The organism is Flavobacterium commune (assembly GCF_001857965.1).
In the GTDB taxonomy this organism is placed as follows: domain Bacteria; phylum Bacteroidota; class Bacteroidia; order Flavobacteriales; family Flavobacteriaceae; genus Flavobacterium; species Flavobacterium commune.
Genome location: NZ_CP017774.1, coordinates 996001 through 1014352, shown reverse-complemented (window position 1 = coordinate 1014352; position 18352 = coordinate 996001). Strand labels below are relative to the sequence as shown.

The following is an 18352-nucleotide window of genomic DNA, read 5'->3' as shown; positions in this document are numbered from 1 at the left end:
TAACCTTACATAATTATGATTGACAAAGACGACTTATTAAACAACAAGGATTTCTATAAATCCTTCAAGAATGCAGAAGATTTAACCTCATTCTTTCAAACGATGCACAAACGAGCTGTTGAACATATGCTCGAAGCCGAACTTGATGCTCATTTAGACAATGAAAAACACGATAAAACCACTAAGGGTAATTATCGCAACGGACACGGAACTAAAAAAATAAAGACCTCTTTTGGTCAACAAGAAATCAAAGTTCCTCGTGACAGAGATTCTTCCTTTAATCCCCTGCTTGTTCCTAAAAGAGAAAATATAGCCCAAGGTATTGAAAATGTCATCATCTCACTTTATGCTAAAGGCATGAGTGTTAGTGATATTGAAGAACAGATCAAGGAGGTATATGATTTTGAAGTGTCTTCTTCGACTATATCACGTATTACCAACACAATTACAAATGAAGTAGTTACTTGGCAAAACAGGCCACTAGAAGAGCTTTATTTAATTGTTTGGATGGATGGTATTGTTTTTAAGGTTAGAGAAGGTTCGAAAGTTATCAATAAAACTATTTATTTAGCTGTAGGGCTTAACAGAGATGGTAAAAAAGATGTTTTAGGAATGTGGCTTGGTAAGAATGAAAGCAGTAGCTTTTGGATGAGTGTTTTGACTGATTTAAAAGCCCGTGGCGTTGAAGATATACTTATTACAGCTACCGATAATTTAAATGGATTTACTCAAACAATCCGAAGTGTTTTCCCTGAATCTCAAACACAAATCTGCGTGGTTCATCAAATTAGAAATGCTTGTAAATATGTCGTTTGGAAGGATCGAAAACAATTTACTGCCGATATGAAACATATTTATAACGCTCCAACAAAACAAGCAGCAGAGTTGGCTTTAAACGATTTTGCAGACAAATGGGAATCCAAATATTCTTATGCAATTAAATCCTGGCGAGATAACTGGGATGAATTGACCGTATTTTTTGATTTTCCAATTGAAATTAGAAAAATCATTTATACAACAAATTTAATCGAGAACTTAAACGGAAAAATTAGAAAATACACTAAAAATAAAATGTCGTTCCCAACAGATGATGCTGTATTAAAATCGGTATTTTTGGCTTTAAGAGAAGCGACCAAAAAATGGTCAATGCCTATTCAAAATTGGGGAATTGTTTTAAACCAATTTACCCTTATATTTGAAAAAAGGCTCCGATTATAAAAACGAAGCCTTAACTTTTCAACTTACACACTTTTTGGGATAGTGTCAGATAATTTTTAAGCTAAAATCATTATAAAAGGGCTGTCTTGAATTAAACTCAGGACAGCCCTTTTTAGTTTTTTAGCAATCTTTTTATTTTAGTACATGAGTAGCTAAAACATTGTGGACATCATATACATTAACCGATTTGTTGAATTGTTTTTTAATGCTGGGATGTTGTTCGCTGGAAATCCAGATTTTCAATTCGGCTTCCAAATCAAAAGTTCCGGCGGTTTCTATGCTAAATCGGGAAATGTTTTTATACGAAATAGATTGGTACTCAATTTTATTGCCTGTCAGCCCCTGTTTGTCAACCAGAATAAGCCTTTTATTGGTAAAAATAAACGTATCTCTAATTAGTTTAAAACCTAATTCAATTTCTTCGCCATTAATCAATAGCTTTCCGTAATCTTTTTGTAAATCTTCCTGGCTAACCGTTCCGGCGTTTCCAAGTAATGCTGAAAATAATCCCATGATATTTTTTAGTTGTTAATTTATTTGAAAATTTATTTTTTAGTTTTTTTTTGGTTTTTCTTTCGCTTTTAGTCCAACAGGGATTTTTAAATCACCTGTATCATACATATTGATATATATGTCGAGTGTGTCTTTACTACCAATTTCAGTTATTCTGTACCTGTCAAGCATGCCGATATTGCTAAAGCCATTTGGTGTTTTAAATGCACAACAACTCCCAGCTCTGTAGTAGGTCATCTTTTTATCATTTGGGCCAAATAAGGCGTTTAAAAATCTTCTTTCGTTTCTGGGGCCGCTGTTTTCCCGTGCACCACCCACTTTTATGGGGTTTGATTTGTCATATCCGTATGTTTTGTCAACAGCTGTTTCGGTTAATAAATAGGTATCATCATTGATGTATTCGACTGTTTTTGTTCGGGTGTCTCCAATACCTTTATCTGTGTCTACTGTGTTTAGCTGTTTTTTTGTTGTGCATCCTATTAACGCAAACATTCCTAAAATAATTATTTTTTTCATGTTAAAAGATTATTTTGTTTGAATTGGTTTAAAAGAACTACAGCTAGGGTTTTCAAATATAATAAAATAGTTATTTTAGAGTAGGAAAAGTTTTTGTTTTTATTTGAAACCTTAGAGCATAAAAAAACCTCGTTTCTACTCATAATGAGAAAAACGAGGTTTGTTATTTTAAAAGATTGAGGTTTTAAGATTTCAATCTTTTTTTAGAATATTATAAATCATATTTCAAAACAGCGCCATTACTGGCATTAGTAACTAAGGAACGGTATTGTCCTAACCATTTTGAATTTAATTCTTTTTTTAGCGGAACAAATTCTGCTTTTCTTTTTGCGATTTCTTCGTCTGTTAAATTTACAGATAAGATGTATTGATCTACGTCGATATGGATTTCGTCTCCGTCTTTTAGTAAACCAATCATTCCACCTTCGGCAGCTTCAGGAGATACGTGACCGATAGATGCTCCTCTGGTAGCACCACTAAAACGACCGTCAGTAATTAATGCTACTGAATTCCCTAGTCCCATTCCCATAATTAATGAAGTTGGTGCCAGCATTTCCTGCATTCCCGGGCCTCCTTTTGGACCTTCGTAACGTATAACAACTACATTACCTGCTTTTACTTTTCCGCCCAGAATTCCTTCTATAGCTTCCGGCTGTCCGTCAAAACAAACTGCCTTACCAGTAAATACTCGGTCTCCTGTAATTCCAGCCGTTTTAATAACTGCACCTTGCTCGGCTAAATTACCATATAAAACAGCTAAACCACCTACTTGAGAATATGGATTGTCAATTGTGTGGATAATATTAGTGTCTTTGATATAAGCGTCTTTGATTTTTTCTAAGACGGTTTCTCCGGTAATAGTCAGGTTGTCTAACAAAATATCATCACCTCTTTTAGTCATTTCTTTCATCACTGCATTTACACCACCGGCAGTATTAATATCTTCCATATGAACGGTTGATAAACTTGGAGAAATTTTAGCAATATGAGAAACTCTTTTGGAAATTTTATTGATGTCTTCCAAGTTAAAATCAACATCAGCTTCTTTAGCAATAGCAAGCATGTGTAAAACCGTATTCGAACTTCCTCCCATTGCCATATCTACAGCAAAAGCATTTCTTACGGCATTTTCGTTAAGGATATTTCTCAGTTTGAATTTTTCAGTTTTAGCGCTGTCTTTTGCAATTTCGCAGATTCTTCTAGCCGCTTGTCTGTACAATTCTTCACGTTCTTTAGTCAAAGCTAGGATCGTTCCGTTTCCTGGAAGTGCAATTCCCATAGCTTCCATTAAGGTATTCATGGAGTTTGCTGTAAACATTCCGGAACAACTTCCTCCACTAGGACAGGCATTGCACTCGATGTCTTTTAATTCCTCATCGGTTATTTCTCCTAATTCGTGTTTTCCAACTGCTTCAAAAGCTGTAGCCAAATCGATAGGCACACCATCTTTAGTATGTCCTTTTTTCATTGGTCCACCACTTACAAAAATGGTTGGAACATCTACTCTCAAAGCTCCCATAATCATTCCGGGAACAATTTTATCACAGTTAGGAATAGCAATCATAGCGTCTAACTTATGCGCATTCATTACTGTTTCGATAGAGTTTGCAATGATTTCTCTTGAAGGCAAAGAAAAAAGCATTCCATCGTGACCCATTGCAATACCGTCATCTACACCAATTGTATTGAATTCAAATGGTACACAACCATTGGCTTTGATTTCTTCTTTGATCACTCTGGAAACTCTGTCCAAAAAAAAGTGTCCCGGAATAATTTCGATATAAGAATTGGCAACACCAATAAATGGTTTGTCAAAATCCTCGTCAACTAATCCTGTTGCTCTAAATAATGATCTATGCGGGGTTCTTTGATGTCCTTTTTTTACTTCATCACTTCTCATGCTATGTCTTTTTGTGTAATTATTTTTTTTTCGGGCTCAAAGATAGCTATTCTTATACTTTATTAAAAAAGTATCTTGGATTATATCGGATATGAAATGGTAACTTTGATGGTTGTTTTAATGATTCGTTGACTGAAATTGTTTTTAATGCTTTCTGCCAATGTTGTGTTATTCTAATATCATGTCTTTATACGGAATAATCGTGCTAAAGCCTTTAGATGTAAAATAAGTAACAGGACTTACTTCAGAAACTACCATGATAAAATCGCCGCCCCAGGCACCTAAGCTTTTTATTTCGCCCATAAAATCAGAAAAGAGATTTTCTTTGACAGTTACCGTTTCTAAAATGTGACTCATTGTAGCTTCATGTTTAGCCATAGCATGAGCCAATGCCGTTTCGGTCTTAGCATGAATAATTTCATGAGTTAGTTTGTCTATTTTAGCAACATCTTTTTCTATATCACTAGATTTGTTGTTTTGGTATTTGGCTATAGCTGTTTTGCTGCTTTGTTTTTTGTTCAAATACACAAAGTAAATATTGTCCTTAAAATTGGGGTTAAAACTGATGGTTTCCACCTTTGGTTTGCCGTGTTTTAATTGGTATGTAATTGGGCTGTTATTTTGTGCACAGGCAATGTCATAACCGCTTCCTCCAAAACTATTATTCAATAATTCGAAAGCATCAATTTTGAGCCATTGCGCCATATTGTTGATAAGGGTAGAAGAAGTACCTAACCCCCATTTTTTTGGAAAAGTTAATTCGGTGCTTATTTTGTATCCTTTTTCCTGATTTAGAAACACAGGATTTAAAAGGTAGGCCTGATGTAGAATTTGGATTAAAGTGTTTTTTATAGATTCAATTTCGATATTTTTTGGCTCTTTTATTTCTGAAAAAAGAATTTCTTCTTCAAACCAAATGCTTCCATCTGCATCATAACTGGTCCATTTTATTTCCTGATAGTCGCCTTCTTCAATAATTAAATTTTGTCCAAATTTAGTTGGTAATGCTAATGCTTTAGCGCCGTCTAATACTAAATATTCAGCGGTAATTAATAATTTTCCGTTGCTGTAAAATGTTTTTTTTGTATCCATTTTCGAATTGAATTAAAATCGCTGTGCTATTGTTTTCTGATACTTTCAATAAAATTGACGACTCCGCTGTGCGATACCACATGATTTTTAAAGTGTTTTTGTACCAAATGACGTTCTTCGGCGGTGGCTTCAAATTGGTTCAAAATATTATTCAGATGCATTTTCATATGTCCATCCTGAATTCCTGTTGTAGTTAACGAACGTAATGCAGCAAAATTTTGAGCCAATCCTGCAACAGCAACAATTTCCATTAATTCTCCGGCAGATGGATTTTCGAGCATTTCCAATGAAAGTTTAACCAAAGGATGCAAACTCGTTAATCCTCCTACAGTTCCTAAAGCTAATGGAACTTCTAGCCAAAAACTAAAAATTCCGTTTTCTATTTTAGCGTGTGATAAACTGCTGTATTGACCATTTTTAGCTGCATAAGCATGAACTCCGGCTTCTACGGCTCTAAAGTCATTTCCGGTGGCAAGGATTACGGCGTCAATTCCGTTCATGATGCCTTTGTTGTGTGTTACAGCGCGAAAAGGTTCGACTTCGGCAATTTGAACTGCCTGAACAAAACGTTCTGCAAAAGCTTGTGGATTATCGATGTGTTTTTCGGCTAAGTCTTCTATTGGACAAGAAACTTCGGCTCTCACGATACAATTTGGAACATAGTTCGAAAGAATACTCATCACTACTTCGATATTTTTCTCTTCCTCGGTAAAGATTTCGTATGCCTGAGCTTCTGATTTTAAGATATTGGCAAACTGCTCTAAGCAGGAGTTGATAAAATTAGCTCCCATGCTGTCTTTAGTTTCAAAAGTAGCATGAAGTTGGAAATAATTGGACAATAAAGCGGTTTTGTCTTCCAGTGTAATGTTTAGAATTCCACCGCCACGTTGTTGCATATTTTTGGTCAAATGTTCTGTTTCTGAGAAAAATTTAGCTTTGGTTTGAACAAAAAATAATTCCAGTTTAGAAACATCTCCTTTGTACATAAAATGTACCTGACCGATTTTTTCGGTATTGATTACCGTAGTTCTAAAACCGCCTCTACTTGCCCAAAATTTAGCCGATTTAGAAGCAGCAGCAACAACAGAGCTTTCTTCGATAGCCATTGGAATTGTATGGTATTTTCCGTTGATAAGGAAATTAGGAGCAACACCCAGTGGAATATAGAAATTACTAATAGTGTTTTCTATAAATTCATCGTGTAGTTTTTGGAGTTTTTCGTCGCTGTTCCAGTATTTTTTTAATAATTGGATGGCATTTTCCGGATTTGAAAAATAGGCTGAGGCTATCCAGTTTATTTTTTCTTCTTTCGATAATTTAGAGAATCCTGCTACGGCTTTGTTCATTTTCAGTGGATTATAGTGTAATGAGGCGCAAAGATACGTTTTCAGCTTTTTATTTGCCATTAATTTAGTGTCAATAATAAGATATATTGTTAATTTACCAACTGCATTTAGATGAATTAAATGTGAGATAATTGTGATTTTTTTATTAACATTGAATGTGTTTAATTTAGTCTTTGAATTATGAATTATAAGTTGCTGCCTTTGGTTTTGTTTTTGTTGACACTGAGTGTTTCTGGACAACAAAAAATAACAGTTGAATCTATTTATCGCGGAATGTTTCGAACTCAGGATATGGATGAGTTGCATTCGTTAAAAAAAACCAATCAATATGCGGTTTTGAATTACAATCAGGCGGCACAGTCCACACATATTGATTTGTTTGATTTTGCTACTTTGCAAAAAACAGCCACCATTATCGATACTAAAGATCATAAAGACATGCCAACGATTGACAGTTATACTTTTGACTCGAATGAAAAAATGCTTTTATTGGCTTGCAATTCTTCCCCTATTTACCGTCGTTCCTCAACTGCTGATTATTATTTGTATGATATTTCGAAAAAAGAATTGACACTATTATTCGACTTCCAAATTCAGGAAGCTACTTTTTCACCTGATGGAGCGAAGATTGCTTTTGTCCGAGAAAATAATTTATATGTATATGATATAGCATCAAAAACAACAAGCCAGATTACGACTGATGGGAAGAAAAATGTCATTATTAACGGAATTTGTGATTGGGTTTATGAGGAAGAATTTGAATTTGTACGCGCTTTTGATTGGTCTGCTGACAGCAAAAAGATAGCTTACATTCGATTTGACGAATCACAAGTGCCTGAATTTTCAATGAATATTTTTGGTCAACAATTGTATCCTGTTAATCAGACTTTTAAATATCCAAAAGCAGGGGAGAAAAATTCGGAAGTGTCTTTGCATATTTTTGATGTAGTTTCGAAAGATTTCAAAACGGTGGATTTGAGCAATTATTCCGATTTTTATATTGCCCGAATGCAATGGACTAATGATGCCAATGTGTTGTCAGCTCAGATTTTAAATCGTCATCAGGATAATTTAGACTTACTTTTTATTGATGGAAATTCAGCTGCTAAAAAAGTGGTTTTGAATGAAAAAGACAAAGCTTATGTTGGCATAACTAATAACCTTACTTTTCTAAAAGACAACAGTTTTATCTGGACTAGTGAAAAAGATGGATTCAATCATATTTACTATTATGATAAAACGGGGAAATTAAAAAATCAAGTAACCAAAGGGAATTGGGAAGTGACTGCTTTTTATGGTTTGGACGAAAAAAACAATACTGTTTTTTATCAATCAACCGAAAATGGTTCTATTAACCGAGGTGTTTATAAAATAGGATTGAAAGGCAATAACAAAGTGGCATTGTCTAATCAATTAGGAACTAATGAAGCGACTTTCAGTCCAAATTTTGATTACTATATTCGGACTTTTTCCAGTGCGAGCCAGCCCACAACTTACACTTTAAACGAAGTAAAATCAGCAAAAGAATTAAAAGTGATTGAAAATAATGCTGCTTTATCCAATTCTTTAAAAGGATTTAATTTACCAACCAAAGAGTTTTTTGTTCTAAAAACAGAGAAAGGCAACGAATTGAATGCCTGGATTATCAAGCCGAAAGATTTTGACGCTTCTAGAAAGTATCCTGTTTTTATGACGCAATATTCCGGGCCGGGTTCACAACAAGTGGCTAATAAATGGAATTCTCTGGATGATTATTGGTGTTTAATGCTTTCGCAAGAGGGTTACATCATCGTTTGTGTGGACGGTAGAGGAACCGGTTATAAAGGTGCCGAATTTAAGAAAGTAACGCAATTACAACTAGGGAAATACGAAGTGGAAGATCAGATTGATGCGGCAAAAGTTATTGGGAATTATCCTTATGTTGACAAATCCAGAATTGGAATTTTTGGTTGGTCTTATGGCGGATTTATGGCTTCAAATTGTATTTTGAAAGGAAATGACATTTTTAAAATGGCAATTGCCGTAGCTCCGGTTACCAATTGGCGCTTTTATGATTCGGTTTATACCGAAAGATATATGCACACTCCACAGGAAAATGCTAGTGGTTATGATGATAATTCGCCAATTAATTTTGCAAATCGCTTAAAGGGAAAATACCTTTTGATTCATGGTAGTGCCGATGATAATGTGCACGTTCAAAATTCGATGGAAATGATGAATGCCTTGATTAAGTCCAATAAACAATTTGATTCCCAAATTTATCCCGATTGCAATCACGGGATTTACGGTGGAATGACCCGAATTCAATTGTTTAATAAGATGACTAATTTTATAAAGGAAAATCTATAATTCAAATAAAGAAGTTAGAATTTTAGAAGTATATTTGGATTAGAATTTTTAATTCCCCAAAATTACCATTAGAAATACCAACCCACTAACATCTCATTTATGAATCAGGATACTCAAGATAATTTTTTTAAAAGCACCGTTTTAGGACATCCTGCGGGATTATTTGTATTGTTTTTTACTGAAATGTGGGAACGGTTTTCATTCTACGGAATGCGGGTATTGTTGATTTTGTTTTTGACAGCTTCTGTTTCAGGAGTAAATCCGGGTTGGGGATGGAATGCCGAAAACGCAGGAGCTTTGTATGGAACTTACGCTTTGCTTTTATATATCACTCCTATTTTTGGAGGAATTATAGCTGATAGGTACATTGGTTACAGTTGGGCTGTTGTTGTGGGTTCTATTATCATGACTTTAGGACATGTTGCTATGTTTCTGGATACTCCTTTTATGTTGTATTTAGGTTTGGGATTGTTAGTAATTGGAACCGGTTTTTTTAAACCCAATATGACTTCGATATTATCCGAAATGTATAAAGCTTTTCCAGAGAAAAAAGATGGTGCTTATACTATTTTTTATATGGGAGTCAATGCTGGAGCTTTTTTTGGAATGATGCTTTGTGGTTATTTGGCTTCTAATTTAGGTTGGCGCTGGGGATTTGGTTTAGCAGGTGTTTTTATGCTTTTAGGAACTTTACAGTTTTGGATGGCAAAGCCATTATTTGGAGGTATTGGTGATGTTCCTTCGAAAGAAAAAAGAGAAGCAGCTGTGGCGAAATCAAGACTTTTGAATGATCCTGAAGACAAACCAAATCCTTTTACAACTATAGATTATGCTTTAATAGTATTTTCTACTGTAATTGGTTTGTTGTATGCTTTTAATGATCCGCTTTCTAAAATTGGTGGAATCAATTTGTTTCCTTTTACAGTGAATGGACTTGATGGTTCTATTTTTGTAATTCTTGTTGGCTTATTATTGTTTTTATATTTAGTTATCTCGCGTTTGTTGCGCTATACCACAGTTGTTAGAGACCGAATGATTGCCGTGATTGTTTTTGCATTCTTTACTATCTTTTTCTGGATGTCTTTTGAACAGGCAGCATCTTCTTTAGTGCTTTTTGCAAGAGACAATGTGGATAGAAGTTTAGAAGGAACTTCTTTGACGGTTTTTAATTCCATCAATACTTTGTTAACTGTAGTTCCGTTAATTATTATTTCGGTGGTTCTATTTTTATTGGCTAAGCAAACCTGGAAAAAGATAACCATATCTAACATTGTATTAGCGATTACTTTTTTAATGGTTTGGGGTATTTCGATTTGGATGCTGAATAATGAATTTAGCAAAGAAGCTTCTGAGATTGACCCGAGTTGGTTCTCGATTTTGAATTCCTTTTTTATTATTGCTTTGGCATCTACCGTTTCTAAACTTTGGGATAGTAAGTACAATCCACCAGCTTCGGCTAAGTATGGTTTGGGATTAATTATTATGGCTATTGGATTTGGATTGTTGGCTTATGGATCTTATGGGATAAGTACGGGTGTAAAAGTATCGATGATTTGGTTGGTGTTGGCTTATTTATTTCATACTATTGGGGAATTGTTTTTATCTCCTGTAGGATTGTCGTATGTTTCTAAATTAGTTCCTGCCCGTATGGTTGCTTTTATGTTTGGTATGTGGTATTTGGCCATTGCAATAGGTAGTAAATTGGCAGCAGTTTTGGGAGGACAAATCGAGAATATTACTAATACTTATTCGTTGTCAACTTTCTTTTTAATATTTACTATAGTGCCTGCTGTTGCAGGAATAATAGTGATAGCATTAAATCCTCTTATGAAAAAGTTAATGCACGGTGTGAAATAAAATTTAGGTATTATATTTGTTGTGAATTCGATAAAAAATAAAAATGAGAAAAATATATTTAATTGCCATTTTCTGTTTAGGTCTGGTTTCAATGCAAGCTCAGGAGCTCAAATGGCATACTGATGTTAAAGAAGCTATGGCAATTGGAATTAAAGAAAAAAAACCTTTGTTGTTGTTTTTTACAGGAAGCGACTGGTGCGGTTGGTGTATTCGTTTGCAAAAAGAAGTACTGAAAACCGCGGAGTTTACTAAATGGGCAAAAGAAAAAGTAATATTAGTAGAATTAGATTATCCTAGATCTGTACCACAAACACAAGAGCTCAAACAGCAAAACTACGGATTACAAAATGCTTTCGGAGTACAAGGATATCCAACGGTTTGGTTTGCTACACCTCAGTTTAAAGATGGGAAACCAAGTTTTGGCGGTTTAGGAAAAACAGGTTATGTAGCTGGTGGTCCGGTGGCCTGGCTGGAAGTAGCTAACGGAATTTTGAATCAGAAATAAAAATACAACTTAGTTTAATTGGAAGAATCCCTTTTCGGCAGTAGCGTGAAAAGGGATTTTTTGTTTTTCACAACTCGCTTCCCATTGTTTTAAAAAGCTTTTGTAATTAGAACCATCAGCAATAACTATTTTAGGTTTTAAGGATAAAAGCATTCGGTCTAAGTTAATTTTAGGGGATTGAGTAAGTAATACAATATCCGGTTTGATGTTTTTTGGAAAAATACCCATGCTGTCCAAAAGCAAGATTTTATTTCCCTTAAAATAAGTCAGGTGACTTAGTGCTTTTTGTTTTTTTATCTGGCTAAAATTACCAAGTAAGTAAGAGTGTAGCATTTTGTTTTTTGCGGAAGCGCTATTATTCGAATATAGATGAACGTCATTTCCTTGACGTTGTACAATTAGTGTTTTCTTTTTTTGATTAAAAACAATCCATTCTTCCTGATTTTGAATCTTCCATTGATTGAATAAATAGGCTGATTGCAAGCCGATAATTGCACATAAAACAAATACAAGTTTGTTAAAATCCGGTTTTTTTAGCCAAATGATTATTGCTAAAATGAAAAGATAAGAAGTTGTAAGTAATACAAAGTTAAAGGGAATGTCTTTGATGATGAATTGTTCGAAAGAAGCAATAGTATTGATGATTTTGTTGAGTAAAATAATACTCCATTCCAAAGGTTTTGTCAGCCAAAATGCGGTAAGTCCTATTGCAGCAAAAGACATGACGACAACACCCCAAAACATAATGATACTAACCAGTGGAATCACTGCCAAATTAGTAATAAAAAACAATCCGGGGAATTGATGGAAATAATACAAACTTAATGGTAAAGTGCCTATTTGTGCCGCAAATGAAACCGTGATAATATCCCAGCTGTATTTTAATATTCTGTTTTTGGGTTGCCAAATTTTGGATAGAATGGGCTGAAACCAAACTATGAAAAACACAGCCAAATAACTGAGTTGAAAACCAACATCAAATAAAAAATAAGCCTGAAAAAGCAATATTAGCAACATGGATACTAACAAAGTGTGATAGATATTCACGCTTCTTCGAAGGTGTAATCCAATGGCAACAAAGGAAAACATAACAACCGAACGTATAATGGAAGGAGACAAACCAGCAATTAACGCAAAGAGAAATAAGCTTAGTAAAGTTGTTGTTAATTTTATAAAAGACCCTTTTCGGGTATTAGGAATTGGGCTTAACAGGAATTTGATTAACAGAAAAATAAACCCCACATGTAAACCCGAAACCGATAAAATATGTACCGCTCCTGCATATTGATAATCCTGAATAATTTCGGGAGCAATGTCTTGCCTTTGACCTAAAATCAATGCAGAAGCGACGGCTAAAGCAGTTTTGTCAAAATGCGATTCTTCTAAATTATGGCTAATTCGCGAATTGAGTTGAGCAACATAAAACCAAATGTCTTTTTTGACTTCAGTACTCACTTTGATATTTGACGGAATCGCATAGAGTTGGGCATAAATTTGTTTGTTATTGAGATAGTTGCCGTAGTCAAATTGATTAGGGTTGTCGGGCTTTTTGTTTTGTTGTAAATGCCCTTTGATATTGAGTATTGTCCCAATTTCAAATGTAGTCGATAGATTTTTTGGAATGTTTAATAAAATTCTTCCGCTGTAATTTTTATTGTCGATTTTTTGAACTAATGCAATGTAACGTTGGTTGTATTTTGTATTTTTTAATTTTTCTCTCAGAATGAGCGTAATGCTATGCTCTTTTTCAAAAACAGTGTTGTGATTACTGTAGTTGTTCTCCCGGAAAGAATCCGTTTGTACAATCAAACTGCTCATTCCGATTAAAAGGGAAATAAAGTAGCTAAGGATAGAGAAATAATTCTTTGTGCTTTGGTTGGTTTTTGTTCGAGAAAACAAAACAGATAGCAAGAGTAGGAATACAACAAGAAGTCCGAAAATCCATTTCGGATTTAGAGGAAAATAGAATGCAATCAGAATTCCCAGCAGGAAAGCTAGTGTGATTTTTGCCAAAGGAAATTCGAATACTTTCATTACTCTAAAGTACGAATTTTCTATTGTATTGTGTTTTTTTATGGCAAAATTCTATTCAGTTGGGCAAAAGTTTTGTCGTAGTAAGATTCTTTGGTTGAGGAAATTATAACACCTCTGGAAGTAGAGGAATGAATAAATTCCAGTTCGTCGTCTTTGGCATTGGTTACAATACCCACATGGTTGATTTGGTTTCGATTATTGGTTTTAAAAAAGATTAAATCCCCTTTTTGTGCTTTCGAAATATTTTTTCCTAAATCAATTCCCACTTTAGATTGCTCGGCTGAACTTCGAGGCAGTTTGATATCGTATTGATTAAAGGTCGAAAAAACCAATCCCGAACAATCAAAACCGGATTTTGTTGTTCCGGCATATTTATAAGGCACACCCAAATTTTCGGATGCTGTATTGATTATTTTTTGAGCCAGATTAGCAGATGATTTACTGGTTGTTCCTGATGTCGATTTACAAGAAGTAAAAAAAATTGCAATCAGGATTAGAAAAAAGTACGGTTTTAAAAGAGTTGTTTCACGCATTCAAATCGGCAATAATTAATTGAGCTGTTTTTTTACTGGCACCATTTCCGCCCAGTTTTTGTTCTAAAGCATCGTATTGAGCTAACAAATTCTTGCGGTATTCCGGATCCAGTATTTTAGTTAACTCTTTTTTGATGTTTTTAGTATTGCAATCGTCCTGAATTAATTCGGTTACCACTTCTTTATCCATAATTAAATTAACTAATGAGATGTATTTTAAAGTAATAATGCGTTTTGCAATTTGGTACGAAATGGAATTCCCTTTGTAGCAAACTACTTCCGGGACTTTAAAAAGTGCCGTTTCTAAGGTGGCAGTTCCCGAAGTGACTAAGGCAGCGTGAGCAATTTTTAATAAATCATAGGTTTTGTTAGAAATGAATTTAATGTTTTTATTGCTGATAAAAGTCTCGTAAAAAGCAAATTCCTGACTCGGTGCTCCAGCAATTACAAACTGATAATCCGGAAAATCATCCACCACGCTAAGCATTACCGAAAGCATTTTGGTAATTTCCTGTTTTCTGCTTCCCGGAAGTAAGGCAATAATAGGTTTTTCATCTAAATTATTTTCGGTTTTAAAATCGGCTGCATCAATTGGTTTTTGATTTTGAATAGCATCAATCAATGGATGTCCCACAAATTCTACCGGAAAATGATGTTTGTCTTCGTAAAAGTTTTTCTCGAAAGGCAATATCACATACATTTTATCGACATCTCTTTTGATAGCTTTGATTCGGCTTTCTTTCCAGGCCCAAATTTGTGGCGAAATGTAATAATGTGTTTTAATTCCAATTTCCTTAGCCCATTTGGCAATGCGCATATTAAAACCGGGATAATCTATAAAAATAATCACATCAGGTTGAAACTGACTAATATCCTCTTTGCAGATTTTGATATTGTTTAAAATGGTTTTCAAATTAAAAAGTACTTCTACAAAACCCATGAAAGCCAAATCGCGGTAATGTTTGACCAAAGTTCCACCTACAGCCTGCATTAAATCGCCTCCCCAAAAACGAATTTCAGCATTAGAATCTTGCTCCAAAAGTGATTTCATCAAATTAGAACCATGTAAATCACCTGATGCCTCTCCGGCTATAATGTAGTATTTCATTGTATGCAGTTTCTTTTTAAAACGGAAATCAAAATTAACTATTCCATCCTGAGGAATCAAATAAAGCTGTTCTTTTAAATTATTCGTTCCAATTCCAGGTATTGAGTTGCTGTGTGGCGTGATAAGCAGTCAAATCAAATTGCACAGGAACGATAGAAATATATCCGTTATTTAATGCCCATTCGTCTGTATCTTCGCCTTGATCCTGGTTTACAAATTCGCCCGATAACCAGTAATAATCGCGACCTTGAGGCGTTTTTCTTTTATGAAATTTTTCCATCCAAAGTGCTTTTGCCTGACGGCAAATTTTAATTCCTCTGATTTCTTCTTGCTTTAATTTTGGAAAATTAACATTTAAAACCACGTCCTGTGGTAATTTCTTTTTTAAAGTTTCGGCGGTTATTTTTCGAATAAAAGGTTTGATAGCTTCAAAATCAGCATTCCAGTCAAAGTCTAAAAGTGAAAATCCAATGGCAGGAATTCCCTCGATTCCGGCTTCAATAGCCGCACTCATCGTTCCGGAATATATCACGTTTATCGAAGAATTCGAACCGTGATTCACACCCGAAACGCATAAGTCAGGTTTTCTTTTCAGAACTTCATTAGTGGCAATTTTAACACAGTCGGCAGGAGTTCCTGAGCAACTGTAAATGCTAATAGCATCATTTTCGGTTGAAATTTTATTGAGATATAAAGTTTCATTAGTGGTGATGGCGTGTCCCATTCCGCTTTGTGGTTTGTCCGGAGCTACCACTATAATTTCTCCAATTTCGGACATCACTTCAATTAAGGCTTTGATTCCGGGAGCCGAAACACCATCGTCATTAGTAACTAGAATTAAGGGTTTGTTGTTGTTCATTGGAAGTTGATTAGCTGATTTTTTTGGACTTTAAAAAAGAATAAAATACTACTTTTTTCAACAAAGTAAACAAATTTTATTTAGTTGCATGATTATTGTTATTAAGAAAAAAACAATTTTATATCTTTAACAAAAAATTATGGAAGCCTTATCATTGTTGGCTTGGTTTTTCCTGTAACTTAGTTTAAAAAATTAGATGAATACTATTATTAGTCTTATGAAGAGAAATTATAAAATACTTCTTGTCGTTGCTTTTTTATCAGTAACATTGTTTGCTTTTAAAATAAATTCGGCTTCTGAAACCAATCCTGATAAAGATAAATTACTTTTAGAATTACTGACTTTTGTTATTGAGAAAGGACATTATAGTCCATCGGCTATAGATGATACTTTTTCTAAAGGAGTTTATAAAGATTATATTCAGGCATTAGATCCATCAAAAAGGTTCTTTTTACAATCAGATATTGAAGAGTTTTCTAAGTACGAATTAGAACTTGACGATGAATTGATGAATAAAGATTTAACTTTTTTTACATTAACTTACGATTGTTTGATGCAAAGAATGAAGGAAAGTCAGGGGTTTTACAAGGAAATCTTGAAGAATCCTTTCGATTATACGATAGATGAGAGTTTCAATACGGATTACGAGAAAGCACCTTATGCTAAAACGGATGCTGAATTAAAAGAACGTTGGAGAAAACAGTTAAAGTTAACTACGCTTTCGTCATTGACCGATCGTTTAAAAATGCAGGAAAACAAAGGAAAGCTTTCTAAAGAAGAAGCGGCTATTCTTTCTAACCCTTTGGAAAATCCGGAGGATGTTGTTCAGGAAGTAAAAAAAGAAGTTTTGCCAGCTGATAGTAAACCAAAATCTTTTGAAGAATTGGAAAAAGAAACCAGAGAAAGTACTTCAAAATCTTTGGATGAATATTTTGGATTTATGAAAGATTTAGACCGTAACGATTGGTTTTCGGTTTATATTAATTCTATTACCGCTCGTTTTGATCCGCATACTAATTATTTTGCTCCGGAAGAAAAAGAACGTTTTGATGTTAGTATCAGTGGAACATTAGAAGGTATTGGTGCGCGTTTGCAAAAGAAAAATGAATACACTGAAATTTCTGAATTGATTTCGGGAGGACCAGCCTGGAGAGGAAAACAATTAGAAGCAGGTGATATTGTGATGAAAGTTGCGCAAGGCGAAGGTCAGCCGGTAGATGTAGTAGGGATGCGTCTGGATGATGTGGTGAAGAAAATTAAAGGGCCAAAAGGTACCGAAGTACGTTTGACTATCAAAAAAGTAGATGGAACTATTAAGGTGATTTCGATTATTAGAGATATTGTTGAAATCGAAGAAACCTATGCTAAATCAAGTATCGTTAACAAAAACGGATTGAAATATGGGGTGATTTATTTGCCTAAATTCTATATCAATTTCGAAAATAAAGACGGAAGAGATGCAGGAAAAGATATTGCTCAGGAAGTAGCTCGATTAAAAGAAGCTAAGGTTGATGGTATTGTTTTAGATGTTCGTGATGATGGTGGTGGTTCTTTATCTACCGTTGTTGATATTGCCGGATTATTTATTGAGCAAGGACCAATTGTTCAAATAAAATCGGCTGGTAGAAAGAAAGAAGTTTTGTATGATAAAGACAAAAAAATAGAGTGGGATGGACCATTGGTAATTATGGTGAATAGCTTCTCGGCTTCAGCTTCTGAGATTTTAGCAGCGGCTATTCAGGATTACAAACGTGGCGTTATTATAGGCAGTAAGCAAACTTACGGAAAAGGAACGGTTCAAAATGTGATTGATTTGAATCAGTTTGTGCGCAGTAATGAGTTAGGTGATTTAGGTGCGCTTAAAACCACTACTCAAAAATTTTACAGAATCAATGGAGGTTCTACACAATTAGAAGGTGTAAGTAGTGATATTGTAATGCCGGATCGTTATTCTTATTTAAAAATGGGTGAGCGCGATGTTGAAAATGCTATGCCTTGGGATAAAATTGATGCCGCTGATTATACTGTTTGGAATAACAACAGTAATTTTGCTAAAGCTATTTTGCACAGTAAAGAACGTATTGCAGCTAATCCACAATTTAAGTTAATTGAGGAAAATGCAAAATGGATTGATACTCGTAGTGACGAAAATGAATACAGTCTGAATATTGATAAATTCAGAAAAGCGCAAACGGCTATCGAGGAAAAGGCGAAGAAATTCAAGCCTATTTCTGATTATAAAAACAATTTAAAATTTACTTCTTTGCCTTATGAAACGGAACAAATGGGTAAAGACAATATTTTAAAAGAAAAGAGAGATCGTTGGCATGAAAGTTTGGCTAAAGATATTTATGTAGAAGAAGCATTAAATGTTTTAGATGATTTGCAAACGAAAGTGAATTTGAAAAAATCTATAGCCCCTGCTACTACTAATACTATGAAGAAGCAAAAATTAGCTAAAACGTATTAATTTAGTAATATTAAAAAAGAATTTGCTCTGGAAATTAGTTTGATTTTCAGAG

General features: G+C 34.3%; 14 protein-coding genes. 5 read left to right on the top strand and 9 right to left on the bottom strand.

Annotated features, from left to right (window positions below):
- Window positions 1-15 precede the first annotated feature (15 nt).
- Window positions 16-1218, top strand: coding sequence for an IS256 family transposase (locus BIW12_RS04360; protein WP_071183980.1), 1203 nt, complete (start codon window positions 16-18; stop codon window positions 1216-1218).
- 132 nt (window positions 1219-1350) lie between these two features.
- Here the strand turns inward: BIW12_RS04360 and BIW12_RS04355 are convergent, their stop codons facing one another.
- The 5 genes from BIW12_RS04355 to BIW12_RS04335 form a co-directional block, all read right to left on the bottom strand.
- Complete coding sequence (locus BIW12_RS04355) at window positions 1351-1731, bottom strand: PH domain-containing protein (protein WP_071183979.1); 381 nt, start codon at window positions 1729-1731, stop codon at window positions 1351-1353.
- A 39-nt stretch (window positions 1732-1770) separates the two neighbouring features.
- Entirely contained in the window at window positions 1771-2247 is a 477-nt protein-coding gene (locus BIW12_RS04350) for a hypothetical protein (RefSeq protein WP_071183978.1), read from the bottom strand.
- Window positions 2248-2458: 211 nt separating this feature from the next.
- Window positions 2459-4147 (bottom strand): dihydroxy-acid dehydratase, encoded by a 1689-nt coding sequence (ilvD, locus tag BIW12_RS04345; protein ID WP_071183977.1) that lies wholly within the window; start codon window positions 4145-4147, stop codon window positions 2459-2461.
- 168 nt (window positions 4148-4315) lie between these two features.
- Window positions 4316-5239: a GYDIA family GHMP kinase gene (locus tag BIW12_RS04340; protein WP_071183976.1), complete on the bottom strand. Its 924-nt coding sequence runs from the start codon at window positions 5237-5239 to the stop codon at window positions 4316-4318.
- A gap of 26 nt (window positions 5240-5265) precedes the next feature.
- Window positions 5266-6585 carry a hydroxymethylglutaryl-CoA reductase, degradative gene (locus tag BIW12_RS04335; protein WP_071183975.1) on the bottom strand — a complete coding sequence of 440 codons (1320 nt, stop codon included), beginning with the start codon at window positions 6583-6585 and terminating at the stop codon, window positions 5266-5268.
- A 180-nt stretch (window positions 6586-6765) separates the two neighbouring features.
- Here BIW12_RS04335 and BIW12_RS04330 point away from each other — a divergent pair, with 180 nt between their 5' ends.
- From BIW12_RS04330 to BIW12_RS04320, 3 genes are all read left to right on the top strand, one after another.
- Window positions 6766-8934: a S9 family peptidase gene (locus tag BIW12_RS04330; RefSeq protein ID WP_071183974.1), complete on the top strand. Its 2169-nt coding sequence runs from the start codon at window positions 6766-6768 to the stop codon at window positions 8932-8934.
- Window positions 8935-9033: 99 nt separating this feature from the next.
- Window positions 9034-10791 carry a peptide MFS transporter gene (locus BIW12_RS04325; RefSeq protein WP_071183973.1) on the top strand — a complete coding sequence of 586 codons (1758 nt, stop codon included), beginning with the start codon at window positions 9034-9036 and terminating at the stop codon, window positions 10789-10791.
- 43 nt (window positions 10792-10834) lie between these two features.
- Window positions 10835-11296 carry a thioredoxin family protein gene (locus tag BIW12_RS04320; protein ID WP_071183972.1) on the top strand — a complete coding sequence of 154 codons (462 nt, stop codon included), beginning with the start codon at window positions 10835-10837 and terminating at the stop codon, window positions 11294-11296.
- 9 nt (window positions 11297-11305) lie between these two features.
- Here the strand turns inward: BIW12_RS04320 and BIW12_RS04315 are convergent, their stop codons facing one another.
- From BIW12_RS04315 to surE, 4 genes are all read right to left on the bottom strand, one after another.
- Window positions 11306-13330: a ComEC/Rec2 family competence protein gene (locus BIW12_RS04315; RefSeq protein ID WP_071183971.1), complete on the bottom strand. Its 2025-nt coding sequence runs from the start codon at window positions 13328-13330 to the stop codon at window positions 11306-11308.
- A 38-nt stretch (window positions 13331-13368) separates the two neighbouring features.
- Window positions 13369-13863 (bottom strand): C40 family peptidase, encoded by a 495-nt coding sequence (locus BIW12_RS04310; protein ID WP_071183970.1) that lies wholly within the window; start codon window positions 13861-13863, stop codon window positions 13369-13371.
- Window positions 13856-14971: a lipid-A-disaccharide synthase gene (lpxB, locus tag BIW12_RS04305; protein ID WP_071186121.1), complete on the bottom strand. Its 1116-nt coding sequence runs from the start codon at window positions 14969-14971 to the stop codon at window positions 13856-13858. Before lpxB ends, BIW12_RS04310 begins: the two co-directional genes overlap by 8 nt.
- 79 nt (window positions 14972-15050) lie before the next feature.
- On the bottom strand, window positions 15051-15830 hold the full coding sequence (gene surE, locus BIW12_RS04300; RefSeq protein ID WP_071183969.1) for a 5'/3'-nucleotidase SurE: 780 nt from the start codon (window positions 15828-15830) through the stop codon (window positions 15051-15053).
- Window positions 15831-16026: 196 nt separating this feature from the next.
- On the opposite strand from surE, the gene BIW12_RS04295 reads away from it, so the two are divergent.
- Window positions 16027-18300 (top strand): carboxy terminal-processing peptidase, encoded by a 2274-nt coding sequence (locus BIW12_RS04295; protein WP_071183968.1) that lies wholly within the window; start codon window positions 16027-16029, stop codon window positions 18298-18300.
- Window positions 18301-18352: the final 52 nt, after the last annotated feature.